The following is a 23,787-nucleotide window of genomic DNA, read 5'->3' as shown; positions in this document are numbered from 1 at the left end:
AGAATCTTCAGGTTTGATACAGCGCGCAGGTCGGATGCGGACATGTGTGCGGCCTCGAGTGCGGCCGATCATACGCCGCGGGCCCGGATGGGAGTACGCGGATCAGGTCCCAATCAATTCTACGCGCTCGAAGCTCTCGTACCCAAGCTGGTTTGTCTGATCCCGTCTCAATGACCGTTGCGCCATCTCTCTCCTTCGACCTTCCTACGCCCCAACAGCCCCTCGGTCGCAACTGCCTACGCAGCCGCGGCCGGAGCCCGATAGACTTCACCGCGTGCCAGCAGCGCCCAGACGATGCGAGCCATCTTATTGGCCAGCGCCACGCGCACCAGCATCGGCGGCTTGTGTGCCACCATCCGGGCAATCCATGATCCCGACGGCGCTCCGTTGCGAGCAACCTGGAGTAAGACACTGTTCGCGCCGATGATCAGCAGGCGGCGCAGCGTTCGCTCGCCCATTTTCGAGGTGGCCCCGAGCTTCTGCTTGCCGCCTGTGGAGCGTTGGAGTGGAGTAAGCCCGACCCACGCGGCGAAGTCCCTCCCGCACCTCAAGGTCTCAGCTGGAGGGGCCAGCGCCGCCAGGGCCACTGCGGTGACCGGCCCGACCCCAGGAATGGTCATCAGCCGCCGCGCCGTCTCATCCTCCTTGGCCCGCCGGGCGACCTCGCGGTCCAAACCTGCAATCTGCTCATCCAGCCGGTGGAGCGTCGCGACCAGCATCCGGAGAATGGGTCGGGCGAGCTCCGGGATCGGCTCCGCCTCATCCTCGACAGCCTGCACCAGGTGCGGAACGTGAGCCGGGCCTTTGGCCACGATGAGCCCGAACTCGGCCAGATGCCCGCGTAGGGCATTGATGATCTGGGTTCGCTGCCGCACCAGGAGGTCGCGAGCCCGGAACACGATCGCTGCGGCTTGAGCCTGTTCGCTCTTGGGCGCCACAAAGCGCATGGTCGGGCGCTGGGCCGCCTCGCAGATCGCCTCGGCATCGGCCGCATCATTCTTCTGGCGCTTCACAAAGGGCTTCACGTATGCCGGCGGGATCAATCGAACCTGATGACCAAGCCTGCGGATCTCGCGCGCCCAATAATGCGAGCTGCCGCAGGCCTCCATGGCCACCGTGCAGGATGGTTGGGCTGCGAAGAACGTGAGCACCTGGTGCCGCCGCAGCTTCTTGCGGAACAGGACCGCTCCGGAGGCATCGGCTCCGTGCACCTGGAAGACATTCTTCGCCAGATCCAAACCGATTGTGCTAACCTCTCCCATGGACGCCTCTCTTAAGTGGTGCTGATCAACACCTCCACTGTGGCACACCGAGGCCGTTGGGGGGCGTCTACCCCATCAGTTCTTGCGCTGGCCCCTGTCTGGCCACGTCGCAGAGCAATAGAGACAAGATCACTCGTCCAAGAACGAGCACCTACGATTTACATCGAGCCGATGCCTTATCCTGATATGAAAGAACTTCATGACAATCTCACCCCCAAAGATCACTCTTTACGATGGATGTACCTACGAGCAAGCCCTCACTATTATTTCAGATCGCAAGCTCAGACAGTGCGAGGCCGCGCCCAATCCAGTTATTGCAATCTGTTTTCGCAACGACGCAGCCCCCTTCGCGTTCAAAATCCGGTTTTACGAAGCAACCGTATTCCAAGATGAAACAGCGCTGGTTTCGCCTGCCGAAACAAGAGCCGTCGAGGCATACATATTGGAGAACAATCTGGAAGGTCACATTACCCGAACCGACCTTCTCGCCATGCATTTCTATGATACGAACGACGAGGGAGCTTTCGAGGCAGAGGCGGATTTTTGCACCGCAATCCATATTGTTGGCACGGATCTTGAGTAGCGGGTGCCCGCGAGCGCCTATTCGTTCTCCCCATCCAGTTGCTTGACGACCTGATGGTGCTCTGCCACCTTCCTAAAAATTCACATTTTCAGTTACTTACGGCAGTCATGATTAAATCCGAACTGGTCCAGAAGCTCGCCAAGCAAAATCCGCACCTGTATCAGCGGGATGTCGAGAAGATTGTGAACGCGATCCTCGGCACCATTGGTGATGCGCTTGCGCAAGGGAACCGGGTTGAGCTTCGTGGCTTCGGCACGTTTACAGTCAAGAAACGCGATGCTCGGACGGGTCGCAACCCTAAGACAGGGGATCTCGTTGCAGTGTCGGAGAAAGTTGCTCCTGTGTTCAAGACGGGCAAGGAGATGCGCCAACGCCTCAATCCCGCATCGCCAAAAAGCAGAAGAGAGCGACAGCCGGTGCAACTGACATCAGTCGTATCGTAGAAGCATAATCTCTGCGAACACCGCCTCCACTTCCTTGAAACGATTCTCTGCCTCTGCCCAGTCTCGCTTCGGATGGACATCGGGATGGAACTGTTTGCGGTATGCCATGCGGGCAGTCTTCAGGAGGAAGTCCGGACAATTCTCATTAGGTCCGACATTTCGGTACAGTGAGTTCGGCTTTTCGGGCGAACGGCCCTTTGTAGTCATATGGGCTCGAATACGGGTCCGTTCTTTCACCAGGGTAGAGATGAGTGAGATCGCTTGATCTCGCTCTTCCTTCATGCGGTTCAAAGCGGCGAATAGAATGCCCACCATATCGTCAGCCGTATGGTGATCCTCTACGAGAAACTCGTCGTAGCTGTATTTGTCGGCAGCCGAGGTCCACGCCGCAATCGCTTTATCTCCCTCCTGGAAGACTTCCGCGACGTTCTCCTCGAATGCGCGAGAGTCCGTGTGCTTCTGTTGCTTTGCTCGCGCGTCCTGTTGGCGCTGAAACTGCTCCCGCTGTCGCCCGAAACGCGTGAATTGTAGTTCGTTGAGCATGCTGACTCCAACCCTGGTTCAAGCGGTTTCGAATGATTTCAAAGACCCCGTGCTTCGACGAAGCGTCGGTTTATGCCCCGGTTACCAGTGCCGCCACCCGGAGTATGAAGTTCAAACTGCTTTTATCTTGGCTCGACCGCTGCCCTCTTCACGCCCGTCGTGACAGAGAGATTGGCCATACTATTTCAAAGTGAACCTCACGGAAGCGCTTTGATATACGCCCTTCCCTTGCATTTCGCCCGCCGCAGCGATAGGTGCCTCTTACTTCCCACCCGCAACTTTCGGGTGAGTACATGAGGGGACTGCTCCTGCGAGCACCTCAATCAAAGGCTTCTCTAATGTCTAATAATTCAACTACCCCAAACTACATTGAGCTTGCGGCTGATATTGTATCCGCCTTCGTCAGCAACAACTCTGTCCAGGCTTCTGAGCTTCCGAGCCTCATCGGTAGCGTCCATGCTGCTATCCAGAACATTGGTCAGCCTGCTGCCAAGCAGGAAGAGACTAAGCCGACACCTGCCATTTCAGTAAGGAAGTCGATCACCCCAGATTTTCTGATCAGCCTGGAAGACGGGAAACAGTACAAGTCGCTCAAGCGGCATCTCACAAAGCTTGGTCTCACACCCGAAGCTTACCGTGTGAAGTGGGACCTACCCCGTGACTACCCGATGGTAGCCGCAAACTATGCGGCCAAGCGCTCTGAATTGGCGAAGAGCCTGGGCTTGGGCCAAATGCGCTCCAAGGCAGCCGCCAGTGATAAAGCGGAGAGCGCCCCTGCAAAGGTGCCTGCTAAGCGCGGACGGAAGAAGGCTGCTGCCTGAGCGCCCGGTCGAAAAACCGCGAGAGGCCGCTCTGGACGAGCGGCCTTTTTATTGCTCCGGTGCTTCTTCACGATGAACCCGACCAGGGCCACCCAACTTAGAGTGTCTAACCGGTAGATCGTAGCTGCCGCTCCTGTCGCGAGAAGATGACGTGACGATTGGAAGCCTTCGAGATCCTCTATGGTATCTGGCGATCATCTTCGGATGGTTGGCAATCATTCTGCTCGGAAGTGGCTGGTACGCTCGCAGAAGGTTCCACGCCTTTTTGAGGGCTGCCTTGACCGAAGAAGCAGAGCATTTGACCCATATTTGGGAGCGGCGCGTCACTCAATGGGGGGCGGCTGGGCTGGATTTGTCCTGTCTATCGCTCCTCTGCCTCATGTTCTGGCTGTTCGGTGGGATTATCCCATGAGGGCATCTGGATTGGTTCGCCTTATTTCTGCTGCCGCACTCTTTGGAAGTGCTCACGCTGAGCCACAATGGGACGGCAATCAGCTCTATGCGGCGTGTCAGGTACGACGTGATCCTGCATCAGACTGCGCCGTGTTCATTCGCGGGGTTGTCGACCGGTACCACGAGTTCATCGCTACTCATTGTGCCCCGCGTCATGTTCCCTTCAGCGAGATACGCGAGAGAGTTGTTGAGGACCTGGACGCAAACCGTTTGAGCCGCAGCTTGCCAGCCCACCAGTTGATCCTGGAGAGCATTGGAAAAATGTCGAAGTGTCCGCTGCAAGGCGTTCCAGATCGAGAACAATAGCTGCGCATCGCCAGGATCTGAAGGCACCAACTGCCATCAGATGGGTTGCTAAGAGGCTTAAGCTCCCTCCCCTGCATTAAGCAATTTCCCGTGCGGCCCATAGAAGCCGCAAGCCCAATGCACCAAGGAACACCCCCGTTAGCCGGTCGATCCACCGCTTTGCGCCGATATAGAACCTGCGAACGCGGGCCGAACCGAAGAACAGCGCTACGACAGAATACCACCAGACCTCGTTGAAAGAGACGATAACCACGAGCGCTACCGTCATCCAAAGCGGCACCTGGGCAGGCAGCATGGCAATGAAGATGGAGCCAAAGAATACTGCAACCTTTGGGTTGGAGATCTGGGTGAAAAAGCCTTTTATGAATGGCTTGGTAACTGTTTCACCTTTCGGGCTATCAAGAGCGATGGGATCTGCCGCATGACGGAAGATCTGGAAAGCGATCCAGAGAAGGAACAATGCTCCCAGTACCTTCATCCCGATGAATAGCGGCGGCAGTGCTCTAAAAAGGACGCTTAAGCCAAGGACTGCCGCAACTGCCCACAAAACCGTTCCGGCCCCCAATCCCAGCGCCACCTTGACACCATCGGCACGCGACTGAGCCACCGCTGTCCGTGCCGTGATGAGGAAGCTTGGCCCTGGCGAAATCACCGCCAAGAGTTGAACAAGGCCGATGGAAAGAAGGGTTAGGAGATTGGAAGTTGCTGCTTGCATCGACGACCCATTGCACAAATTGGGATGTCTCGGAAGTGATCCAGTTGCAACCTCCAGACGGCTCGAAGAGGCAGTGATTGCGCTTCAGACAGCCGTTTTCGACTATCTTAAACGCAATTCGGCGGTCCGCGTCCGTGCCTCCGCAGTGCCTTGACCAATCTCAAGCAGAGGAACTAATATAAGAACAAAGAAGGAACAATCAACCTATCAGAGAGAGCGATGCTTGGCGAGTTGAACTTCCATAGTAAGCCTCAGCGGTCCGATTGGACAGGCTCCGTGATTATCTTCGGGACCGTCATGTTGGCGACGACACTCCTGATAGCTGTTTGATGCCGTACCAAGTCTTCCCGTCATTGGTGCCATCACAGCGCCTGGGTTGTCTGTTTGAGACTAAACCATTATACACAACGGGCAGCATGCCGAGCAATGATAGCACATTGTCGAGGGGCAGTTTTGTGCGTATGGTCTACCTGTTGCGTAATAACAGGAACAAGACCGATGAGCACCCAAACCACGAAGAAGCAGGAAGATGAAGATCTCCTCCGGCGTGCGCAAGATCTGTGCCGCGAGAAGGATCTACGTCTGACGCCGATCCGCGAGCGCGTTTATCGCGAACTCGTCCAGAGCGGAGGCCCGGTCGGTGCCTATGATCTCGTTGATCGTCTCAGCAGCGACAGGAAGCGCTTAGCCCCCGTCACGATCTATCGCGCCCTCGACTTCCTCCGGGATGCTGGCCTCGTCCATCGGCTCGCTACGAAGAACTCGTATGTGGTCTCCCATGGCGAGCCAGAAGGGAACGCCATGAAGATCATGTTCGTGGATTCGAAGACCGGCGAGACAGTCGAGGTCCACTCCTCAGACGTGGCTGAGGCCATTCGGAAGGCTGCCGAACAGGCGGGCTTCAAGTCCGCACTCTCCATCGTCGAAGTGGAAGGCGAACTCTCCCGCTAAAGATGACGGTTCCTTTGGCTGAAGCGTCAGACCCAGGAGTGGATTCTACTTGTGGGTCTGATGCTCATCCCGCTGGAGAAACCTGATCATCGGTCGGTCTTATCGAAGATGCGTCCGGCTCCACATTCCTGGCCCACAGGCAAAGTAGAGCAGTAGTCCTCCAACGATTGCGAGGTTCTGGAAAACCTCCACGTTCTGGCGAGGACGAAACACCAGTGTCCCTATTGAAGGACCATGTGCCAGCCACAGCATCGTGGCGGTAAAGCCAATCAATGCCAGAGCCGTCCAGCGCGGCCACAAACCAATGATCAGGGCCACAGGACCGAGAAACTCGGCAGCAACCAGCACGCCAGCAACAATCTCGGAATATGGTATCCCCTTGGCGGCGAGCGAACCCGCAAACGACGAAAAGCTCATCAGCCGGTTGTAGCCAGAAGGCAGGTACAGCGCCGCGATAAGCAAGCGGCCCAGAAGTAGCGCCGCATCCTCGCTCCGACTCAGCATAGACTCCCTCCAGGTCTGCTTCGGGATCGCACTAATTCTGGAGTGACCGGTCCCGTGAAGTTGGGCCGAGTGGAATACCAAGCGCGTTAAGACCGCGTTACGGCAGGTCCGGCAATCCCAATCAGGGGGTCTGCTCCCCGCCGCGATTTTGGTGTTGCTCTGGTCCGGATATGGAGCGAAAGATGCCGAAGCTTAGCCGTGTGCTTGAGACCGCCTTGTATGTCGCCGATCTCGACCGCGCTGCCGCCTTCTATGGTAACGTGCTCGGCCTGCCCTGCATCCACGAGGATCACCGGATGCGGGCCTACGATGTGGGCGGCAATGGCGTGCTTCTGCTATTCCCGCAGGGTGGGTCTCTCCAGCCCATCGAGACTCCTGGTGGATCAATCCCACCCCATGACGGCCAAGGCCCCATGCACGTCGCATTCTCAACCTCGGCGGACGAGCTTGAGGAGTGGCAGCGGCATCTGACTGAGGCGGGAGTTTCACTCGAAGGCCGCACCCAATGGCCGAGGGGCGGCGTCAGCGTCTATTTCCGTGACCCTGATGGGCATCTTTTGGAGATTGCCACACCGGGCATGTGGAAGGGATATTAGCAGCACTCCAAGAACCAGTGCCCTTTCAAGCCGCATCTTTGTCTAAAGCTCATTGGGAGGAGTTCGAGACCTTTGACCATCCTAACCCGAGGCGGTCGGGAACCATCCATCTGTGTATTGGGCCGTGCATGCCCCCTTCATGACAGTCGCCCTACCCCAGAGGCGGTACAAACCGTACCGCCTATGCTCCCGAGACGGTGGTTGCGGATCAATCAATCGCTGCGGTCAAATACCCAGGTCTGTCGTTATTCCACCGCGTGCTGGAGACCTTGATCCGGGAGCGAAGGGAACAATGCGAACAAAGCTTGTTCGGGTGTTTTCAATTGCATTGGTACTCGGGTGGTCTGCGCCTAATCCGACGCAACCCCACCTTGGCCTCGCTGTAGAGGCTCGGGATAAGAGCCACGTCCACAAAACGGTGAAGAAGCGTTATCGGACCGTGCGGAAAGGAGCGGTACAGAAGCGGGTGGGAAGCAGAGCCGTTATCAAACCGTCCGCTCCACGCGTGAGACTTGCTACGGCGGACCAGCAGCCGCCATCTTCATCGGCGCCTCCCTCTTTGGATGTGCCGATGCCGCCGGTTCCATCCACCTTGATATCCCCGCCTCCTGAGCTACAGGTCCCAACACCCGACGAGCAGATGGAAAAGCTCAGGCTGGGCCTTGAGAAACTTGCGCGGACGTACCCATCTCGCGAGGCCCATATGGAGAAGCTTAGATTGGGCCTGGAACGGCTTGCCACGAGGATGAACAGCAGCAGACCCTAAAACTGCTTTGCCGCCACACGCCAGGATCAACTGCGACTTACTTGATCAGCACCTCGGCATTCCAAGCGGCCAATGCGCACGGACGCTTGTACAAGGATTAGAGAAGTGGCCGCACCAAGCACGTCACCCCCCAACACATGTTCCTGGCACATCTTCGAGACCACAGGGTAGAGGTAACGATGTTCCTTGTGAATGGGATCAGACTTCAGGGTCAAATCAAACAGTTCGACAACTTCACGGTCCAACTTGTCAGAGGGAACAGCGCTCAAATTGTCTACAAGCATGCGATCTCGGCGATCAATCCTGTGGAGGCCATCCAACTGTTCGATCCCAATGCTGAATGGTGATCCTGTTCAAGGCGCAACGAGCCAGCATCTCGTGCCACTCTCCAAAAGCAGTTTGAAGGATATGGGCGATCTGGCGATTATCGTAAGCCAGACAGGCTGAAGATCTTGTTTGAAAGGCAATCGCACATCGTCGAGAGCATACGGATTAGTCGGCCTTGTTACTGCTGCGGCCCAGACTTCGCCAAGGTAACTTGGAGATGAAAGGGTCGGAAACGACCATCCCAGTTGCGGAGGGCCGCGATGCCTCAGATGGACTTCTTCTACTTTTTCGGAAGCTGCTACGCGTATCTCTCGGTCATGCGGATCGACAAACTGGCCGAAGAAGCTGGAGTCGAGGTTCGCTGGCGACCTTTCAGCGTCCGAGATCTGATGACGGAGAAAGGATACTCGCTCCGGACTCAGCCGACCAAGATGACCTATATCTTCCGCGACGTTGAACGACGCGCCCGGTCGCATGGCATTCCGTTCGAAAAGCCGACAATCTGGCCGACTGACCCAGACCAACTGGCGAACCGGGTGGCGATTGTCGCATTCAGCCAGGGCTGGGGACGAGAATACACCCTAACGAGCTTCGAAAAATGGTTTGAAGGGCAGATGCTCGGAGCGGATGAGAGCTTGCAGGCGATCATCAGGGTCCATGGCAGAGATCCGAACGAGATTATCAACCTCGCCAACTCGCCTGAGACCCGAGCACAATACGACCAGGAAACGGATGCTGCACGTCAGCTTGGGATCTTTGGCTCTCCGACATTCGCGGTGGGTAACGAGATCTTCTGGGGTGATGACCGCTTGGAGGAGGCACTCGCCTGGGCGGTGGGGAGGCACCCTGCCCTCAGGTAGTCTCAAGGTCTCCAGCAGCACCAAGCTTAGCCGTTCCCGATGATCTTGTTCGCCAGCGCCGGGCCAGCAGAAATCAGGCTGACGGAAAGGAAAACACCCCAAGTCAGGACCGTGGGCAACACGAGGGCGGACAGACGCTTCAGCATGACCGATCTTCTTCCCTTTGACGTGGGTGGACTTCAAACGATTTGCAAGATTCTCAGCCGCGTAGATCGAGATACCATGTACCACCCTCTGATTTGGTTAGGATATCAGGCGTCTTGGCGAAGTCGGACATTCGACATCCCGTTTGCAGCATCAATAGCTGCTCAGGTGTCATGGGAGGACGACCTATGAACAGCGCAAGCCTGGAAGCAACAAGTCTCTTTGAGAAGGTCGCGGCTCATGCGACGACGTTCCGGACCTCAGTCGGAGACCGCCCACAACGCCCTCAAATCACCTATCAGGAGGCACTGAAGACATTCGAAGCACTCACCCCAGAAACTGGCACCCCTGCGGATCTCGTCCTTTCCGACCTAGTGACCCGAGCCTCTCCAGGGTTGCATGCAATGACCGGCCCGCGCTTTTTCGGTTGGGTGATTGGGGCCTCACACCCAGTCGGAGTGGCGGCTGACTGGCTAACCTCTGTTTGGGGACAGAATGCCGGAAACCACACGGCGGCACCTGCGGCGGCGGCAGTTGAAACGATTGCCGCCCGCTGGCTGCTGGACCTCCTCGATTTGCCGCGACAAGCGTCAGTAGGCTTCGTGACTGGAGCAACAGTCGCCAATCTCGTTTGTCTTGCTGCCGCAAGGGGTGAAGTTCTCAAGCAGGTCGGCTGGGATGTGGAAGCCAAGGGTCTCTTCGGGGCTCCACCTATTTCTGTGCTGCTCGGAGAAGAAGCTCATGCAACGGTCTTCTCGGCGTTACAATTCCTGGGACTGGGCCATGATCGTGTGATCAGCGTGAAGGCAGATGAAGCAGGGAAGATGATACCATCCTCCCTCTCTGAAGCCCTCCGAAACTGCACCGGTCCAGTGATCGTGATCATGCAAGCCGGGCAGGTGAACACAGGAGCGTTCGACTCCTTCCGTGACCTGATCCCTTTGGCCCGAGCACACGGAGCCTGGATTCACGTGGACGGAGCTTTCGGCCTCTGGGCTCGCGCCTGTGCGGAGAAGGCAGGTCTTGCTGAGGCCATGGACGACGCTGACTCCTGGGCTACCGATGGCCACAAATGGCTGCAAACCCCGTACGATTGCGGATACGCCATTGTTCGTGATGCCGAAGCCCATCGACGAGCGATGACAATTTCGGCCAGCTACCTTCCTTCGGTTTCTGAAGGCGAGCGTGACCCGTCCCATTTCGTTCCCGAGCTATCCCGGCGAGCGCGAGGATTTGCGACCTGGGCCATGATCAAACACCTGGGTCGCGAGGGTATCGGGGCCATGGTAGAGCGTCACTGCCGTCTTGCCCGGCGGATTGCTGATGGTCTTGCCTCTGAGCCGGGCCTCACTGTGGTGAACGAGGTCGTGCTGAATCAGATTCTCGTTCGTTTTGGCACGAACGCCTCGCCCGAGATCGGAGATGACCTGACCCTTCGAACAATTCGACGGATTCAGACGGACGGCACCTGCTTCATGGGCGGGGCGCAATGGCGCGGTCGATGGGTGATGCGGATCTCAGTCATCTCGGCTCTCACCACCGAGGAGGATGCAAACCAAACAATTGAAGCCGTCCTCCGCATATGGCGTGCCGTGCAGGAAGAACACGGGGTTCAGAAAACCGATTGAACCCCCTAAGCACAAATTCGTCTGGGTACTCCTCACTGTGAATCGGCACCGAAACTTTGACCCCCGTCATGGGAAGCGCAAGACCCGGGGTTATCGACACAAAATGGCGATCCGGCGGGGTCATTATCGGCGCCGATGATGACCCCGCCGATGCTACGAATTCGCGAGCAACGTCATGTGCGTAATTACAGTCGGCTCAAGGGTCTGTATTCGGTGCTGATTCACACATTGACGTCGCGGAACCATTCAAGCTGGAGGTAATGTGCCAGCTTAGCATAGGCACGGCCGTAGCCCGGATCGAGCTTGATGGCCTTGCGGTACCAGCGTCGCGCCTCGTCCTCTGCGTGCAGATCGCCCATCGGCAGGGCGTTGCCGCGCAAGACACATTCGTACGCTGCGAGATTGGCCGGAGGCTTGCTGCGTGCCCGCTCGGCCCCGGCTGCTTGCACCCGCCCCACGAGCGTTCCGACGATCACTCGGACGAGCTGATCCTGCACCTCAAAGATCTCCTGCTCGTCGCGATCAAAGCGCTCGGTCCAGATGTGCTCCCCGCTGAACGCATCAACAAGCTGACAGAAAATCCGGATCTGGCGGCCCCACCGTCTCACACTGCCTTCGAGAACGAACTGGACGCCGAGGGTCTTACCCAGGGATCTCGCATCGGCATCCCGAAACCGGAAGGAGGTACTGCCTGATATTACGGCAAGTTGCCGGAAGCGGGAGAGTTCGACAATGATGTCTTCGGTAAATCCGTTACTGAAGTACCGCCGCCCAGGATCATCGTCGGCGTTCGCAAACGGCAGGATGGCGATGGCTGGTCGGCTTGGCTTCTCGGCAGGCGAACCGTGCTTTCGCTTCTCCCCGAGGAGGCTGTACACCCGCACCGGGCGGGCGATGTTCCGGGCCGTCTGCTCGCCGCGATCGGCAAACGCGTAGGGGAGCTTGTCCCTCACCTCCTCGTAGACCTTGCCCGACAGCCAGACGCCACCCGGCTCCGCCATCTGCTCCAGGCGCGCTGCCACATTCACGCCGTCGCCGTAGATGTCACCGTCATCCTCGATGATGATGTCGCCCAAATTGATTCCGATGCGAAGCCGGAGAGCCTGGGCGGCGCCTTGAGGATCCTTGACTGCGACGGCCTGCTGAACCTCCACTGCGCAGCGGACCGCCTCCACGGGGCTCGTGAACTCGGCCAGGATGCCGTCACCCGTCGTCTTGACCACGCGGCCATGGTGGGCATCCACCTTCGGCTCGATGACTTCCCTGCGTAGGCTCTTGATCCTCGCGAGGGTGCCTTCCTCGTCTTGGCCCATCAGGGTGGAGAAGCCCACCACGTCAGTCGCGAGGATCACCGCGAGACGTCGCTGCACCTTCTGATCCTGAGGGTCGGTCATGGCATCACCACGAAGAAGGCCGTCGAAAGGTGATGGTGCTTTGCAATGGGCGCTTCGTCCAGAGACCATTTGGCGGCGTCTGGTCCTGTCCCGCCGCAGCGACAGGGAGGGTCATCGACACCGAGCGCCCTGCCCTGGATGTGAATGACGGCAGCCAGTCCGCTGGAGGTGGAGCGCCGCGCCGCAGCCATCACCCGGCCTCCCGGCGCAGATTGGTCTCGACCACACGCCGGATGAGGGGCGGGGCGCCTACGTTTCCGGCCATTTTTGGACCCGGCACTGTGACGGGCCCCTCGCACTCCCGCCCCTCACGGCGTAAATTGGTAAGGCGGCCGGGGCCTTCTGCCCTGCACCGCCGTGGGGAACGGGTCCGCATAGCACTGGCATCGGGAGTTCGGCATGCAGCGCCGCCTCGCCGCGATCATGGTGGCCGATATCGTCGGCTACTCATCCCTGATGGAAGACGCCGAAGAGCACACGGCCGAGCGACTGGCTCGCTGCCAAGCGCTGATCGAGGAGCAGGTATCCTCCCTCGGTGGGAGGGTCTTCAACACAGCGGGCGATGCTTGCCTGGCGGAGTTCAGAAGCGCGATCAATGCCCTGCGCGGCGCGACCGAATCCGCAATGGGCTGGCCAGCCGCCCAGATGGCGATCCGCTGAAGCTACGGTTTGGTTTGCATCTCGCCGACGTCGTCGTCCAGGGCGACGATCTCATTGGCGACGGAGTGAACGTTGCAACCCGCATCCAGCAGGAGGCGGAACCCGACAGTATCTGCGTGAGCGGGACCTTCTTCGACAACATCCGGCGCAATTCGCCTTTCGCCTTCGATGACCTCGGCGAGCGGCGCCTCAAGAACCTGTCGGAGCCGATCCGCATCTATTGTCTGCGGGAGGAGCTGGCGCGGCATAGGCTGCAATCTGCGCCGACACGGACTCCGACCGCCGGGGAGAAGCGCCCGTTGTCACTCGCGGTCCTGCCCTTCCGCGTCATGGGTGGGGACGAGGACCAGCGGTTCCTGGCCGAAGGACTGACCGACGAGCTGATTGTCGAGCTGGCCCGCTTCCGGCGGCTGTTCGTCAGCTCCCGCAGCGCCAGCTTTGCCCTGGCCGACGCCGATCCGATCAAGGTCGGCACTACGCTGGGGGTGCGGTACGTCCTGGAGGGGCAGGTCAGGAAGCTCGCTGATCAGGTGCGGATCGGTCTGACACTCACGGAGACGGAGAGTGGCTCGGTGGTCTGGAGCGACAAGATCGCCCGACCGTTCATGGAGGTCTTGGATCTACTCGACAGCGCCGCGGCGAGAATCGCGGCCACCGTGTTCGGCCGCGTGGAAGACGCCAGCATGATCACGGCCCGCCGCAAGCCACCCGAGAACATGTCCGCGTTCGAGTGCCTCTTGCACGGCATCGAGCACCATCGTCTCGGCGGCGTGCTGGAGGAGCACTCCCGCGAGGCGGTGAAATGCTTCACTCGCGCCATCGAGCTCGACCCGAGCTACGCGACGGCGTATGCTTGGCGGGTCTGCGCGGCGTCCGACCTGCCGGAGTTCAGCTTTCCCGAGAGTGGCGAGCCCGACATCTGCCGCGCCCTGGAGTTGGACCCGTGCGACGCTGAGGCCAACCGGATCGCGTCCTTCTTCGAGTTGCTCAAGGGCGACTTCGATCAGGCCGCGCGGCTGATGCGGCGGGCGATGGAGCTGAACCCGTCCGATGCCTACATCAAGGCCCGGTGCGCAGCCGTCGCGACGTTTAGCGGGGAGCCCGAAGAGGCGTTGCGGCTGCTCGACGAGGCGGAGGCGCTCGATCCCCTCCTGCCGGTTTGGTGCATCGAGGAGCGCGGCATGGCCTACTACGCACTCGGTCGCTGCGGAGAGGCGCTTGAGGCGCTGGGCCGGCTCGTGTTCCAGACCTTCCGCTCGCGGTTGTATCGGGCGGCTGCGCTGATGGCGCTCGGCCGGCCCGAGGAGGCCGGCAGGCTTGTGAAGGAAGCACTGGCGAGCAAGCCGAACTTCACCGTGTCCCGCTTCGTTTTCCAGGAGCGCTATCGTGACCCTCTGCTGCGTCAGCACTTGCGGCGCCGGCTGGAAGACGCAGGGCTGCCTCCCTGAATATCCGTGCCACACCTTCTCCAACTTCCTCGGCAGATTGCGAACGTCTGGATCGGGTCACGCACTGACGATCCCCTGCCCTCCAGCAACGTTCGCAGTTCGCAGCTAAAGCGCTTTTGATCTGGACTTGAATCCATTCGGGTGGGCTGCGCGTTGACTGGGATATGGCCCAGGAGGCGAGCCATGCCCCAGCCCTATTCTCCTGATCTGCGTAAGCGTGTTCTAGTCGCTTGCGAGCGCGGCGACCTTCCTCAGGTCGAGATCGCCCGCCGCTTTCAGGTCTGTCCCGCCACCGTGTCGAACTGGCGCCGCCAGGAGCGCGAGGAGGGCCGGCGTGCCCCCAAGCCGCACAGCGGCGGCGTGCCCTCGCGCCTGAATGCGGCCGTTCTGGAGGTGCTGCGCCAGCTCGTGCTGGAGGACAATGACGCCCTGCTGCGCGAGTACCGCGAGCGCCTGGCCGAGCGCACGGGTGTGACGGTGTGCCTGGCGGTGATCTGCGAGGCGCTCAAGCGCCTCAAGCTGCGTCCTAAAAAAAGACGCTTCGGGCGGCCGAGCAGGAGCGGCCCGAGATTGCCGCCGAGCGCGAGGCTTATCGCCAGCAGATGAGCGCCCTTCCTGTCGAACGCTTGGTGTTCCTGGATGAAAGCGGCGTCACCACCAAGATGGCGCGCACCCATGCGCGAGCCCCACGCGGGCAGCGCGCCTATGGCTCGATCCCGCTCGGCTCGTGGCAGCGCCTGACAGTGTTGGGTGCACTCGCCTGTGAGGGCCTGATTGCCACGATGAGCATCGAGGCCTCGACCTCGACTTCTGTGCTGCTGGCCTATCTTGAGCAGGTGCTGGTGCCCAGGCTCCGGCAGGTGAAACCCGATGCCATTCTGGTGATGGACAACCTGCGCCCGCATCACGCCACAGAAGTGCGGGACCTGCTCGACCGGGCTGGGATTGGGCTGTTGTACCTTCCACGCTACTCACCGGAGTTCAACCCGATCGAACCCGCCTGGGCGAAGATGGAGTTATTTCGGAATGTGGGTGATGACGGTTTGAGAAAGGCGACGTATCGAGGCGGGTGTCCAGCCTGCCAGAACCTCTTCAAGAAGAGCGATACGTCATGACCGACACTACCAACATTGTCCCCCTTCGTCAGCCCGACACGATTGAGGATCCCCTGACCGATCTTCTCCGAGCCGGCGCCCGCAAGCTCCTGGCCCAAGCCATCGAGATCGAGGCCGAGGCTTATCTTTCCAGCATGCGCGACCTGAAGCTGCCGGATGGCCGTGAGCGCCTGGTCCGGCACGGCCACGGACCTGAACGCGCCATCCAGACCGGCATCGGCCCGGTGGCGGTCCGCCGGGTCAAGATCCGCGACCGCGGCGCCACGGACGATGCCGACCGCATCCGCTTCTCCTCGGCGATCCTGCCGAAATGGGCGCGGCGCACCCGGAGCCTGGATGCGCTGCTGCCGATCCTGTACCTGCGCGGGCTCTCCACCGGCGACTTCCAGGAAGCTTTGGCCGCCTTGCTCGGCAAGGACGCGCCGAACCTGTCGCCTTCCGTCATCTCTCGGCTCACGAGCGAATGGCAGGGCGAGTACCAACGCTGGCAGGCCCGGGATCTGTCAGCGCGCCGGTACGTCTACGTCTGGGCCGATGGCGTCTACCTCCAGGCCCGCATGACGGATCAGGCCGAATGCATCCTGGTGCTGATCGGCGCCACCCCAGAGGGCAAGAAGGAACTGGTCGGCTTCCAGGCCGGCGCGCGCGAGAGCGCCCAGAGCTGGCGCGAGCTTCTGGTTGAGATCAAGCGGCGAGGCCTGTCCATTGCACCTCACATTGCGGTTGGAGATGGGGCGCTCGGCTTCTGGAAGGCGCTCGACGAGCTCTTTCCCGGCACGCACCATCAGCGCTGTTGGCTGCATAAGACGGCTAACGTGCTCAACAAAGTGCCGAAATCGGTGCAGCCCGGCATGAAGGTGGCCCTGCGGGAGATCTATCTCGCGCCGACACGAGCCCAGGCCGAGGTCGCCATCGATCTGTTCGAGGACGCCTATGGCGCACGCTATCCCAAGGCCGTGGCGTGCGTGCGCAAGGACCAGCGGGCGCTGCTGGCCTTCTTTGACTGGCCGGCTGAGCACTGGATCCATCTGCGGACCACGAACCCGATTGAGAGCGTGTTTGCGACCGTGCGGCACCGGACTGTGCGCACCAAGGGCTCGCTGTCGCCGACCACCGCTCGTCTGATGGTGTTCAAGCTCATCATGGCGGCTTCGAAAACCTGGCGGCGGCTGATGGGCGAAAACCAGTTGCCGAAGGTGATCGCCGGTGTCAAATTCCAGGACGGCGCCGAGATCATTCCGGTGCCGACGCACAACGTCGCTTGATCGACCCCATCACCTAAATTCCAGTTTAACTCGCGAAGATGAAAGAGCCGCTCAAGGCCAAAGCGCCACGCACTCTCGAAGCCTTGGAAGAAGAGCTCAAACCCGCCCTCGACACCATCACTGCAAAAGATGCCCAAGGCTGGTTCAGGCACGCCGGCTATGCCCTACACTGAAACCAAAAGCGCTTTAGAACTGACATTCGGCTTACTTGCGAGAAGTGCCAACAAGCGACATTTCGATGTGTTCCTACTCCTCGATCATGAGCGATCACAACGGCGGCATACCGCGATGCCTCACGGTCTTCGTTTAAGGGGATATCGCTGGCATTGCGACGTCCCCTATTAAAACCTGTAGCCGATCCAGTGACCGCTGGAGTTGCCGCCATACCACGAACTGACGGGCTTGTTTTTCTCAAATTTTGATAATAGTACTCCCGACAAGTGAGAATTTGAGGATCTGGATGTCGGGTGCGGAACGGGTTTTGGATGTGCTAGCAACGGTTGCGACCGCGAAGGAGCCTCTGTCCGCAAAGCGGGTTAGTGAACTTGCCGGCATTCCGCTGTCGAGTGCCTACCGGCATCTCACCTCTCTGAAAGAGAGCGGCTTCATCGTCGACCTCGGGCGCGATATTGGATACGGCCCGGGCCCGGTCTGCATGCGGATCGCGCAGAATTTTGATCGGACGTCGCATGTTCTGGCTTTGGCATTGCCCGAGATGCAGCGCCTGTCCCTGCGCACACAGGAGAGCGTCGGCCTGATGAAGGCGCTCGGCACAGACGTCTATTGCGTCGAGATGATCGAGAGCCCGCTGTCCCTGCGTTGTTCGTACAGCAAAGGACGCTCGCAGCCCCTAAGCCGCGGCGCTTCGGCGAAGGCTTTGCTGGCCTTCTTGCCTCAATCGGTGCAGGACGAAGTCTGCGACCGGCTTCTCGGCGGGAACCCTGACGAACGCTCGGCCCTCCTCCGCGAGTTGAAGGCGATCCGCGCAAACGGCTATGCGGAGAGTGAAGGCGAGGTCGATCCCGGCGTCTGGGGCGCAAGCGCGCCGATTTTTTCGCCGGGCGAACGCCTCGAAGGCAGCATCAGCCTCATGATCCCGAGCACGCGCGTCGGCAATCGGCGCAATGAACTCGTGCAACAAACCATCGAGGCGGCGAAAGCCATCTCGCTGTGTCTCCACCAAGTCTGAACGTCAACAACAGAGGGGTACCACATGACGTTACTTCGTAAGTTAGCTCTCGGCCTAGTCGGGGCACTGGCCTGTGTGAGCGTCGCGCAGGCTCAGACACCTGACACGCTGCGCGTTGCGACCGATGCGACCTTTATGCCGTTCGAGTTCCAAAAGGACGGCAAGCTGGCGGGCTTCGACATCGAACTCGTTGAGGCCCTGGCCGAGAAGATGGGCAAGAAGGTCGAATGGACCTCTATCGACTTCAAAGGCCTTATTCCCGGCATGCTCGCCAAGCGCTTCGACATGGCTGTCTCGGCCATTTACATCACCGATGAACGGAAAAAAGTCGTCGACTTCACAGACTCTTACTATCCAGGCGGTCTCGTGATGCTCGTGAAGAAGGACAACACCACGATCAAGGGGCCTGAGGATCTCGACGGCAAGAAGGTGTCGGTCCAGGTCGGCACCAAGTCAGTCGCCTACCTGCAGGAGAAGTTCCCGAAGGTGGAGCGCGTCGAAGTCGAGAAGAACCAGGAGATGTTCAGCCTGGTCGAGATCGGTCGCGTTGATGCCGCCGTGACCGGCAAGCCGGCCGCGAAGCTCTTCGCGCAGAGCCGCCCGGGCGTGAAGGTGATCGACAAGCAGCTCACGGTCGAGGAGTACGGCATGGCCGTCCGCAAGGACCTGCCCGAACTGACGAAGGAGCTGAACGGCGCCCTCGCCAAGGTCAAGGCCGACGGCAGTTACGACAAGCTCGTCCAGAAATGGTTCGAGGCCGGCAATTGATCTCCTAATCACTAGCGAGCGTGTCCCGGATGACTTTAGATTTCACTCCCGTCTGGCAGGGCTGGCCCCAGCTGGTTCACGGCGCCGTCGTCACCATTGAGATAACGGCTGCCTCGCTCCTGCTCGGCTGCGTACTCGGCCTTCTCATCGGCATCGCGCGGCTCGATCCGAGCAAGAGGCTGGTCTATGGCCTTGCGACGGGCTACGTCACCTTCATCCGGGGCACGCCACTTCTGGTACAGCTGTTCCTGCTGTTCTTCGGCCTGCCGCAGTTCAACATCCTGCTGCCCGCCTTCGTCTGCGGCGTGCTGGGCCTCGGCATCTATTCGGGCGCCTATGTGTCGGAGATCGTCCGCGGCGCCATCCAGTCGATCGACCGCGGCCAGATGGAGGCCGCGCGCTCTCTCGGCATGTCCTACCGGGAAGCGATGCGCATCATTATCCTACCGCAGGCGGTGGTTCGCATGATCCCGCCGCTTGGCAACGAGTTCATCGCGCTCATCAAGAACTCCGCGCTCGTCTCGCTTTTGACCATCGCGGACCTCATGCACGAGGGGCAGAAGATCATTTCGGTCTCATACCGCTCCCTCGAGGTCTATTTGGCCATCGCTTTCGTCTACCTGATCCTCACCAGCCTGACTGGCCTTCTGCTGCGCCATATGGAAACGCGGCTTCGCGCCGGGGGAGTCGTGCAATGAGCACTACCGCAAATCCTATCGTGGCGGTGCGCGGCATCGGAAAGAGCTTCGGCTCACACCGAGTCCTGAATGATGTCGCCCTGTCGGTGCAGCCGTCGCAGGTTGTCGTCATCATCGGTCCATCCGGCTCAGGCAAGAGTACACTCCTGCGCTGCTGCAATGCGCTCGAGGTGCCCCAGGAAGGGTCGATTACGATCTGCGGAACGGATCTGGTCAAGAACGGCCAGCTCATCCCCGATCGCGAGCTCAATGCCCTGCGCATGCAGGTCGGAATGGTGTTCCAGTCCTTCAATCTGTTCCCGCACCTGACGGTCCTGGAGAATGTCACTGTCGGACCTCGTCAGCTGCGCAAAATGTCGAAGGCCCAGGCCGACGCGCAGGCGCATGAACTTCTCGCCAAGGTCGGTCTTGCCCAAAAGGCAGCCGCCTATCCGTCGACGCTCTCAGGCGGCCAGAAGCAACGGGTGGCGATCGCCCGTGCACTCGCCATGCAGCCGCGCGTCATGCTGTTCGACGAGCCGACCTCGGCTCTCGATCCCGAACTCGTGGGCGAGGTCCTGCAGGTGATGAAGGCGCTCGCGCGGGAGGGCATGACTATGATCGTGGTGACACACGAGATGGGCTTCGCCCGCGAGGTCGCCGACGTGGTCATGGTCATGGATGCTGGGCAAATCATCGAGGCCGGTCCGCCCGAGCAGGTATTCAGCTCCCCGCAGAACCCGCGCACGCGTTCGTTCCTGCAGGCTGTCATCACGCGGAACTGATATCTCATGACATTCAAAGAATCTGAGGCGGCCCCAGTGGGTCTGCCGAGTGACCAAGGCGAGGTCGGGCCGGTCTTCCGCGTCAAGGATGTCATACGCCCGCTCACTTCCGACGTCCGGGGTGGATCCGCTCTCATCGGCTTTGCCAGCGACGAAGGCGTGCGCCGCAACTTCGGCCGTCTCGGAGCGGCCCAAGGGCCTGCCGCCATCCGCCGCATGCTGGAACGGCTGCCGGTGCATCACCCCGCCGAAATTTTTGAGGCGGGAGATGTCGCCTGCACGGATGGAGACCTTTCAGGCGCACAGGAGCGTCTCGCCGATGCTGTTGCCACGCTGCTCGACCGCGATATGCGCCCCGTTGTTCTCGGCGGTGGGCACGAGGTCGCCTATGGCAGCTTTCTCGGCCTGGCAAAACATCTGAGCGACCGGCTTGCCACGACAAGGATCCTTGTGATCAATCTCGATGCGCATTTCGACCTGCGTCTTGCGCCCGTTCCTAACTCGGGCACACCGTTCCGCCAGATCGCCGAGTTCTGCTCGGGGCATGGCACCGCGTTCAATTATCTCTGTTTCGGCATCAGCGAGCTTTCCAACACCACGGCGTTATTTGACCGGGCCGGCCAGCTTGGTGTCGAGTACCGGCTCGACGAAGAGATGCGGCAAAGCGAAAGCCCAGACTTTCGCGCAGGGCTGGCGCAGAAATTGATCGCGGCGGACAAAGTCTACCTGTCGATCGATCTCGATGTGCTGCCCGCGGCAGTCGCCCCTGGAGTATCGGCGCCAGCGGCGAGAGGCGTGGCGCTTGAGATCATCGAGGACCTAATCGATGACGTCATATCCTCCGGCAAGCTCGCGCTCGCCGACATTGCCGAGTTGAACCCGGTCCTCGATCGGGACGACCAGACGGCGCGCGTCGCGGCCCGGCTAGCCTATCGGCTTCTTCTGGGTCACGGACGGCGAGGCATCGTTCGCTAGGCGGAGAGCGCGACGGCTTTAAGGATCCGCAAGGAGACCATTGGCCTTTGTAGGCAGGATCGTGCCGTGACGCTGGATACGCTCGGATTATGAGAAGGTCGCCTCCCAGAGGCGGCCTTTTTGTTTCTCGGGCAAGAAGGAGCCGTTCAACGTCCGGTCAGGGTAACCTGAGCCATTGGGTGTGGCCATATGAAGGTCCGCTTTTCTTGCAACTACGAAACTTGAGATAAGGTCAGCCCCGTGCCATTAGCTGCCGTTCCTGTTGGCTGTTTGGATCACAAATAGGACGCGCACAAAGAGGGTTGCAGCATCGGGCACGCCAGTCGCACCGATCAGCCAACTCCTGCTACTGCAACACCCCCTTGGCCGGGAACTCGATGGTACATTGCAGTCCGCCTGGCTTGAACGTCAGCGTCGTTGTTCCTCTGAGCTGGTAGGGTAAGGTCTGCGTTAGAAGCTCGGTCCCGAAGCCGCTGCGCCGGGGCGCAAGCGAGAGGACCGGCACCCCCGTCTCCGTCCATTCGATCTTCAGGCGCTGCTCGCCATCCTTGTCCTCCAAGCGCCAAGCCACCGCTACATGCCCACGCGGGCTCGCCAGCGCCCCATACTTGACCGCGTTGGTTGCCAGCTCGTGGATCGCCAAGCCCAAGATCTCGGCTGCCCTCGGCTGAAGGCGAATGGCGGGCCCTGACAGGTTGAGCTGCTTGCCTTCCTGAGCCGCGCAGGTGAGCAACTCCTCGGCGACCAGGGATGCCAGATCGATCCCGGCGCTGGGATCGCGCGTCACGGCGGCCTGCACCCGGGCAAAGGCATCGAGCCGGCCCGCGAAGTGCATGGCGTAGCCCTCCACCGACTCGCTGGTCTCCGCCGTCTGACATGCGATCGAGCGGATCACCGCGAGCGTGTTCCGGACCCGATGCTGTAACTCGGCCATCAGCACCTTCTGGTGCTCCTCACTGCGCTTGCGCCGGGTCACATCGACCAGCATGTTGACCGCGCCGATCACCGCTCCGGTGGCGTCGTGCAGCGGGGTCGGAGAAGCCAGAAAGGGAACCCGTGTGCCATCGGGGCGCTCAGCAATGGCCTCGCCGTCATGGATGGCCCGGTTCTCTTTCAGCGCGATCGCCATGGGGCATTGATCGTGCGGCATCGGCCGCCCATCCGGCCAGTACAAGCGCCAGGAGCCGCACCATTCAGTTTCTCCAATTTCCGGGCGCCACCCCCACAAGTCGACAGCGGCCTGGTTGTAGAAGGTGATCCGCCCCGCGGCATCGGTGGTGTACACTGCGGCTGGCAGAACTTCGAGCACGGGCAACAACGGGTGTCCGCCCGCGATCTTGTCCAACTCGCGGGCTCCTGGGAAGCGCCCGAAGCTATTATGGGTAACGGTCAGATGAGGTCTGTCACTCGCCATCGAAGCAAGGGTCCAACCTGGCCCGCAGATGATCCGACGTGATGTCCCGAAGCCTGAGGCGAGCAATCTCGACAAGGGTGTCGCAAGTCAACGCAGCAAGGCGTGCAAAGGCTGCTCTCACTTGCACACTGCGACGATCGGCCCAAACCAGCTTTTCCTTGGAAGCCAAGCCTTTGCGTACCCTCTAATCCTGGGGTCGGCAGTTGGATCAGAAGGTCGATCGTAATCGTCAGGCTTTGGGACCAGGGCTTTCTGGAACCGAGCGGTGATTGGAGCACATCCGACAGCATAATCCGACAACCTGTGTTAAACTGGGGCGACTTCTTTCAGGTTAGCTTGCCCAAGTCCCTGACGAGGATCTGCGAGAGGACGATGGATGACCACTCTACCGCGAGATGCCCTGGCGAACTGCCGGGTGCTGGTTGCTGAGGACGAGTACTTCATCGCCCGGGACATTGGCCGAGCACTGCATGCGCTCGGAGCCGAGGTGGTCGGGCCGGTGCCAAGCCGTGATGAGGTGCAGGCGATCCTGGCCACCGGCGAGCGCCTGGATGCCGCCATTCTCGACATCAACCTGGACGGCAAGATGGTCTTCCCAGTCATGAGGGCCCTCGCAGCCCGGGGCATCCCGGTCGTATTCGCCACCGGGTATGACCAAGCCACTGTGCCGGCTCAGTACCAGGACATTCCACGCTGGCAGAAACCGTTCGATCCGCGAGCCCTGGTGCAGGCGCTGCCGGACCTGGTGCGCAATCCGTAGGCTGAGGCCAACATCGACCCAGGAAGGCTGGAACTGGTACGGGCGCGGTCCGTGACCGGCCTGATCGGCCTGGCACGGTTTCGATGGTGACACAGGCCGCTTGGCGGACCTTGGATGGCGCGCCCCAGACCTCGGCGCAGGTTCTATTGCGATTGCTCAGCCCAAGCGGCAAGTTTCGGCCAGAGTTGCTGATGCGCGACAGGAGCCACAAGAGGACCGACATGCTGCAGCATCGGGCCGCGGCCGCCCGCGTACTCCAGAACCTCGCAGGACAGACCTGGAACGGTTGCGAGAGCCACCAGCATCGAGCGCGGCGGCACAAGTCCGCCGACAGGATTGACCACGGCCATCACGGGGGATCGCAGCCGAGCAATCCCAGTCTGTCGCTCACCGACCTGGAGCGTTCCGCTCATCAGGCGATCCTCGCGGTAGAGC

27 protein-coding genes and 1 pseudogene are annotated in these 23,787 nt (G+C 60.4%); 20 read left to right on the top strand and 8 right to left on the bottom strand.

Features of this window, described 5'->3' with window-relative positions; translation table 11 throughout:
- Positions 1-236: 236 nt before the first annotated feature.
- Positions 237-1,262, bottom strand: a complete 1,026-nt coding sequence (locus tag DDF70_RS28245; protein ID WP_114947576.1) for an IS110 family RNA-guided transposase — start codon at positions 1,260-1,262, stop codon at positions 237-239.
- A 199-nt stretch (positions 1,263-1,461) separates the two neighbouring features.
- On the opposite strand from DDF70_RS28245, the gene DDF70_RS28240 reads away from it, so the two are divergent.
- Both DDF70_RS28240 and DDF70_RS28235 read left to right on the top strand, forming a co-directional pair.
- Positions 1,462-1,845, top strand: coding sequence for a hypothetical protein (locus tag DDF70_RS28240; protein WP_114948054.1), 384 nt, complete (start codon positions 1,462-1,464; stop codon positions 1,843-1,845).
- Positions 1,846-1,952: 107 nt separating this feature from the next.
- A complete protein-coding gene (locus DDF70_RS28235; protein WP_114948055.1) occupies positions 1,953-2,288 on the top strand; it encodes an integration host factor subunit beta in 336 nt (111 codons plus the stop codon).
- Here DDF70_RS28235 and DDF70_RS28230 read toward each other — a convergent pair.
- Positions 2,274-2,831 (bottom strand): hypothetical protein, encoded by a 558-nt coding sequence (locus DDF70_RS28230; RefSeq protein WP_114948053.1) that lies wholly within the window; start codon positions 2,829-2,831, stop codon positions 2,274-2,276. The two genes, DDF70_RS28235 and DDF70_RS28230, sit on opposite strands and share 15 nt — an antisense overlap.
- Before the next feature lie 338 nt (positions 2,832-3,169).
- Here DDF70_RS28230 and DDF70_RS28225 point away from each other — a divergent pair, with 338 nt between their 5' ends.
- Positions 3,170-3,652: a Ros/MucR family transcriptional regulator gene (locus DDF70_RS28225; protein WP_114948052.1), complete on the top strand. Its 483-nt coding sequence runs from the start codon at positions 3,170-3,172 to the stop codon at positions 3,650-3,652.
- Between the two features lie 180 nt (positions 3,653-3,832).
- Positions 3,833-4,411: a Rap1a/Tai family immunity protein gene (locus DDF70_RS39340; protein WP_425374125.1), complete on the top strand. Its 579-nt coding sequence runs from the start codon at positions 3,833-3,835 to the stop codon at positions 4,409-4,411.
- A 76-nt stretch (positions 4,412-4,487) separates the two neighbouring features.
- Here the strand turns inward: DDF70_RS39340 and DDF70_RS28210 are convergent, their stop codons facing one another.
- Positions 4,488-5,126 carry a LysE family translocator gene (locus DDF70_RS28210; RefSeq protein ID WP_114948049.1) on the bottom strand — a complete coding sequence of 213 codons (639 nt, stop codon included), beginning with the start codon at positions 5,124-5,126 and terminating at the stop codon, positions 4,488-4,490.
- 498 nt (positions 5,127-5,624) lie between these two features.
- Between DDF70_RS28210 and DDF70_RS28205 the strand changes: the two genes are divergently transcribed.
- The gene (locus DDF70_RS28205) at positions 5,625-6,077 is read left to right on the top strand and encodes a Fur family transcriptional regulator (RefSeq protein ID WP_162820734.1); all 453 of its coding nucleotides are present in this window, start codon (positions 5,625-5,627) and stop codon (positions 6,075-6,077) included.
- Between the two features lie 99 nt (positions 6,078-6,176).
- On the opposite strand, the gene DDF70_RS28200 is transcribed toward DDF70_RS28205, so the two are convergent.
- A complete protein-coding gene (locus DDF70_RS28200) occupies positions 6,177-6,581 on the bottom strand; it encodes a DoxX family protein (protein WP_114948047.1) in 405 nt (134 codons plus the stop codon).
- A 182-nt stretch (positions 6,582-6,763) separates the two neighbouring features.
- On the opposite strand from DDF70_RS28200, the gene DDF70_RS28195 reads away from it, so the two are divergent.
- The 4 genes from DDF70_RS28195 (at position 6,764) to DDF70_RS28175 (ending at position 10,902) form a co-directional block, all read left to right on the top strand.
- Positions 6,764-7,177 carry a VOC family protein gene (locus DDF70_RS28195; RefSeq protein ID WP_114948046.1) on the top strand — a complete coding sequence of 138 codons (414 nt, stop codon included), beginning with the start codon at positions 6,764-6,766 and terminating at the stop codon, positions 7,175-7,177.
- 903 nt (positions 7,178-8,080) lie between these two features.
- On the top strand, positions 8,081-8,290 hold the full coding sequence (hfq, locus tag DDF70_RS28185) for an RNA chaperone Hfq (protein WP_114948044.1): 210 nt from the start codon (positions 8,081-8,083) through the stop codon (positions 8,288-8,290).
- Positions 8,291-8,539: 249 nt separating this feature from the next.
- Positions 8,540-9,130, top strand: coding sequence for a 2-hydroxychromene-2-carboxylate isomerase (locus DDF70_RS28180; protein ID WP_162820733.1), 591 nt, complete (start codon positions 8,540-8,542; stop codon positions 9,128-9,130).
- Between the two features lie 332 nt (positions 9,131-9,462).
- Positions 9,463-10,902, top strand: coding sequence for a pyridoxal phosphate-dependent decarboxylase family protein (locus DDF70_RS28175; protein ID WP_114948042.1), 1,440 nt, complete (start codon positions 9,463-9,465; stop codon positions 10,900-10,902).
- 221 nt (positions 10,903-11,123) lie between these two features.
- Here DDF70_RS28175 and DDF70_RS28170 read toward each other — a convergent pair whose 3' ends face one another.
- Both DDF70_RS28170 and DDF70_RS37015 read right to left on the bottom strand, forming a co-directional pair.
- Complete coding sequence (locus DDF70_RS28170) at positions 11,124-12,296, bottom strand: adenylate/guanylate cyclase domain-containing protein (protein ID WP_162820732.1); 1,173 nt, start codon at positions 12,294-12,296, stop codon at positions 11,124-11,126.
- On the bottom strand, positions 12,293-12,487 hold the full coding sequence (locus DDF70_RS37015; RefSeq protein WP_162820731.1) for a hypothetical protein: 195 nt from the start codon (positions 12,485-12,487) through the stop codon (positions 12,293-12,295). Before DDF70_RS37015 ends, DDF70_RS28170 begins: the two co-directional genes overlap by 4 nt.
- Positions 12,488-12,695: 208 nt before the next feature.
- Between DDF70_RS37015 and DDF70_RS37010 the strand changes: the two genes are divergently transcribed.
- The 10 genes from DDF70_RS37010 (at position 12,696) to hutG (ending at position 21,178) form a co-directional block, all read left to right on the top strand.
- The gene (locus tag DDF70_RS37010) at positions 12,696-12,956 is read left to right on the top strand and encodes a nucleotidyl cyclase domain-containing protein (protein WP_162820730.1); all 261 of its coding nucleotides are present in this window, start codon (positions 12,696-12,698) and stop codon (positions 12,954-12,956) included.
- Between the two features lie 14 nt (positions 12,957-12,970).
- Positions 12,971-14,404: a tetratricopeptide repeat protein gene (locus DDF70_RS28165; protein ID WP_162820729.1), complete on the top strand. Its 1,434-nt coding sequence runs from the start codon at positions 12,971-12,973 to the stop codon at positions 14,402-14,404.
- A gap of 183 nt (positions 14,405-14,587) precedes the next feature.
- The gene (locus DDF70_RS28160; protein ID WP_114948040.1) at positions 14,588-15,010 is read left to right on the top strand and encodes a helix-turn-helix domain-containing protein; all 423 of its coding nucleotides are present in this window, start codon (positions 14,588-14,590) and stop codon (positions 15,008-15,010) included.
- A complete protein-coding gene (locus DDF70_RS28155; protein ID WP_114948039.1) occupies positions 15,007-15,519 on the top strand; it encodes an IS630 family transposase in 513 nt (170 codons plus the stop codon). Before DDF70_RS28160 ends, DDF70_RS28155 begins: the two co-directional genes overlap by 4 nt.
- A complete protein-coding gene (locus DDF70_RS28150) occupies positions 15,516-16,784 on the top strand; it encodes an IS256 family transposase (RefSeq protein ID WP_114948038.1) in 1,269 nt (422 codons plus the stop codon). The genes DDF70_RS28155 and DDF70_RS28150 overlap by 4 nt, the downstream gene beginning before the upstream one ends.
- Positions 16,785-17,244: 460 nt before the next feature.
- Positions 17,245-17,973, top strand: coding sequence for an IclR family transcriptional regulator (locus DDF70_RS28145; RefSeq protein WP_114948037.1), 729 nt, complete (start codon positions 17,245-17,247; stop codon positions 17,971-17,973).
- Positions 17,974-17,997: 24 nt separating this feature from the next.
- Positions 17,998-18,741: a transporter substrate-binding domain-containing protein gene (locus tag DDF70_RS28140; protein WP_114948036.1), complete on the top strand. Its 744-nt coding sequence runs from the start codon at positions 17,998-18,000 to the stop codon at positions 18,739-18,741.
- A gap of 29 nt (positions 18,742-18,770) precedes the next feature.
- Positions 18,771-19,439: an amino acid ABC transporter permease gene (locus DDF70_RS28135; RefSeq protein ID WP_114948035.1), complete on the top strand. Its 669-nt coding sequence runs from the start codon at positions 18,771-18,773 to the stop codon at positions 19,437-19,439.
- Entirely contained in the window at positions 19,436-20,203 is a 768-nt protein-coding gene (locus DDF70_RS28130; protein ID WP_114948034.1) for an amino acid ABC transporter ATP-binding protein, read from the top strand. The genes DDF70_RS28135 and DDF70_RS28130 overlap by 4 nt, the downstream gene beginning before the upstream one ends.
- Positions 20,204-20,209: 6 nt before the next feature.
- On the top strand, positions 20,210-21,178 hold the full coding sequence (gene hutG, locus DDF70_RS28125; RefSeq protein ID WP_114948033.1) for a formimidoylglutamase: 969 nt from the start codon (positions 20,210-20,212) through the stop codon (positions 21,176-21,178).
- 346 nt (positions 21,179-21,524) lie between these two features.
- Here the strand turns inward: hutG and DDF70_RS28120 are convergent, their stop codons facing one another.
- Complete coding sequence (locus tag DDF70_RS28120; RefSeq protein WP_162820728.1) at positions 21,525-22,523, bottom strand: sensor histidine kinase; 999 nt, start codon at positions 22,521-22,523, stop codon at positions 21,525-21,527.
- Between the two features lie 445 nt (positions 22,524-22,968).
- On the opposite strand from DDF70_RS28120, the gene DDF70_RS28115 reads away from it, so the two are divergent.
- Positions 22,969-23,352 (top strand): response regulator, encoded by a 384-nt coding sequence (locus DDF70_RS28115; protein WP_114948031.1) that lies wholly within the window; start codon positions 22,969-22,971, stop codon positions 23,350-23,352.
- Between the two features lie 143 nt (positions 23,353-23,495).
- Here DDF70_RS28115 and DDF70_RS28110 read toward each other — a convergent pair.
- Positions 23,496-23,787: pseudogene (locus DDF70_RS28110) on the bottom strand (alpha/beta fold hydrolase); the annotation flags it as partial.

The organism is Microvirga calopogonii, assembly GCF_003347665.1.
In the GTDB taxonomy this organism is placed as follows: domain Bacteria; phylum Pseudomonadota; class Alphaproteobacteria; order Rhizobiales; family Beijerinckiaceae; genus Microvirga; species Microvirga calopogonii.
This window is presented reverse-complemented; position numbering and strand designations above follow the sequence as displayed.

Bases quoted from the DNA above. Each gene is read 5' to 3' on its own strand.
- DDF70_RS28245 (WP_114947576.1), bottom strand. From the start codon at position 1,262: ATGGGAGAGGTTAGCACAATCGGTTTGGATCTGGCGAAGAATGTCTTC.
- DDF70_RS28240 (WP_114948054.1), top strand. From the start codon at position 1,462: ATGACAATCTCACCCCCAAAGATCACTCTTTACGATGGATGTACCTAC.
- DDF70_RS28235 (WP_114948055.1), top strand. From the start codon at position 1,953: ATGATTAAATCCGAACTGGTCCAGAAGCTCGCCAAGCAAAATCCGCAC.
- DDF70_RS28230 (WP_114948053.1), bottom strand. From the start codon at position 2,831: ATGCTCAACGAACTACAATTCACGCGTTTCGGGCGACAGCGGGAGCAG.
- DDF70_RS28225 (WP_114948052.1), top strand. From the start codon at position 3,170: ATGTCTAATAATTCAACTACCCCAAACTACATTGAGCTTGCGGCTGAT.
- DDF70_RS39340 (WP_425374125.1), top strand. From the start codon at position 3,833: ATGGTATCTGGCGATCATCTTCGGATGGTTGGCAATCATTCTGCTCGG.
- DDF70_RS28210 (WP_114948049.1), bottom strand. From the start codon at position 5,126: ATGCAAGCAGCAACTTCCAATCTCCTAACCCTTCTTTCCATCGGCCTT.
- DDF70_RS28205 (WP_162820734.1), top strand. From the start codon at position 5,625: ATGAGCACCCAAACCACGAAGAAGCAGGAAGATGAAGATCTCCTCCGG.
- DDF70_RS28200 (WP_114948047.1), bottom strand. From the start codon at position 6,581: ATGCTGAGTCGGAGCGAGGATGCGGCGCTACTTCTGGGCCGCTTGCTT.
- DDF70_RS28195 (WP_114948046.1), top strand. From the start codon at position 6,764: ATGCCGAAGCTTAGCCGTGTGCTTGAGACCGCCTTGTATGTCGCCGAT.
- hfq (WP_114948044.1), top strand. From the start codon at position 8,081: ATGTTCCTGGCACATCTTCGAGACCACAGGGTAGAGGTAACGATGTTC.
- DDF70_RS28180 (WP_162820733.1), top strand. From the start codon at position 8,540: ATGGACTTCTTCTACTTTTTCGGAAGCTGCTACGCGTATCTCTCGGTC.
- DDF70_RS28175 (WP_114948042.1), top strand. From the start codon at position 9,463: ATGAACAGCGCAAGCCTGGAAGCAACAAGTCTCTTTGAGAAGGTCGCG.
- DDF70_RS28170 (WP_162820732.1), bottom strand. From the start codon at position 12,296: ATGACCGACCCTCAGGATCAGAAGGTGCAGCGACGTCTCGCGGTGATC.
- DDF70_RS37015 (WP_162820731.1), bottom strand. From the start codon at position 12,487: ATGGCTGCGGCGCGGCGCTCCACCTCCAGCGGACTGGCTGCCGTCATT.
- DDF70_RS37010 (WP_162820730.1), top strand. From the start codon at position 12,696: ATGCAGCGCCGCCTCGCCGCGATCATGGTGGCCGATATCGTCGGCTAC.
- DDF70_RS28160 (WP_114948040.1), top strand. From the start codon at position 14,588: ATGCCCCAGCCCTATTCTCCTGATCTGCGTAAGCGTGTTCTAGTCGCT.
- DDF70_RS28155 (WP_114948039.1), top strand. From the start codon at position 15,007: ATGAGCGCCCTTCCTGTCGAACGCTTGGTGTTCCTGGATGAAAGCGGC.
- DDF70_RS28150 (WP_114948038.1), top strand. From the start codon at position 15,516: ATGACCGACACTACCAACATTGTCCCCCTTCGTCAGCCCGACACGATT.
- DDF70_RS28145 (WP_114948037.1), top strand. From the start codon at position 17,245: ATGTCGGGTGCGGAACGGGTTTTGGATGTGCTAGCAACGGTTGCGACC.
- DDF70_RS28140 (WP_114948036.1), top strand. From the start codon at position 17,998: ATGACGTTACTTCGTAAGTTAGCTCTCGGCCTAGTCGGGGCACTGGCC.
- DDF70_RS28135 (WP_114948035.1), top strand. From the start codon at position 18,771: ATGACTTTAGATTTCACTCCCGTCTGGCAGGGCTGGCCCCAGCTGGTT.
- DDF70_RS28130 (WP_114948034.1), top strand. From the start codon at position 19,436: ATGAGCACTACCGCAAATCCTATCGTGGCGGTGCGCGGCATCGGAAAG.
- hutG (WP_114948033.1), top strand. From the start codon at position 20,210: ATGACATTCAAAGAATCTGAGGCGGCCCCAGTGGGTCTGCCGAGTGAC.
- DDF70_RS28115 (WP_114948031.1), top strand. From the start codon at position 22,969: ATGACCACTCTACCGCGAGATGCCCTGGCGAACTGCCGGGTGCTGGTT.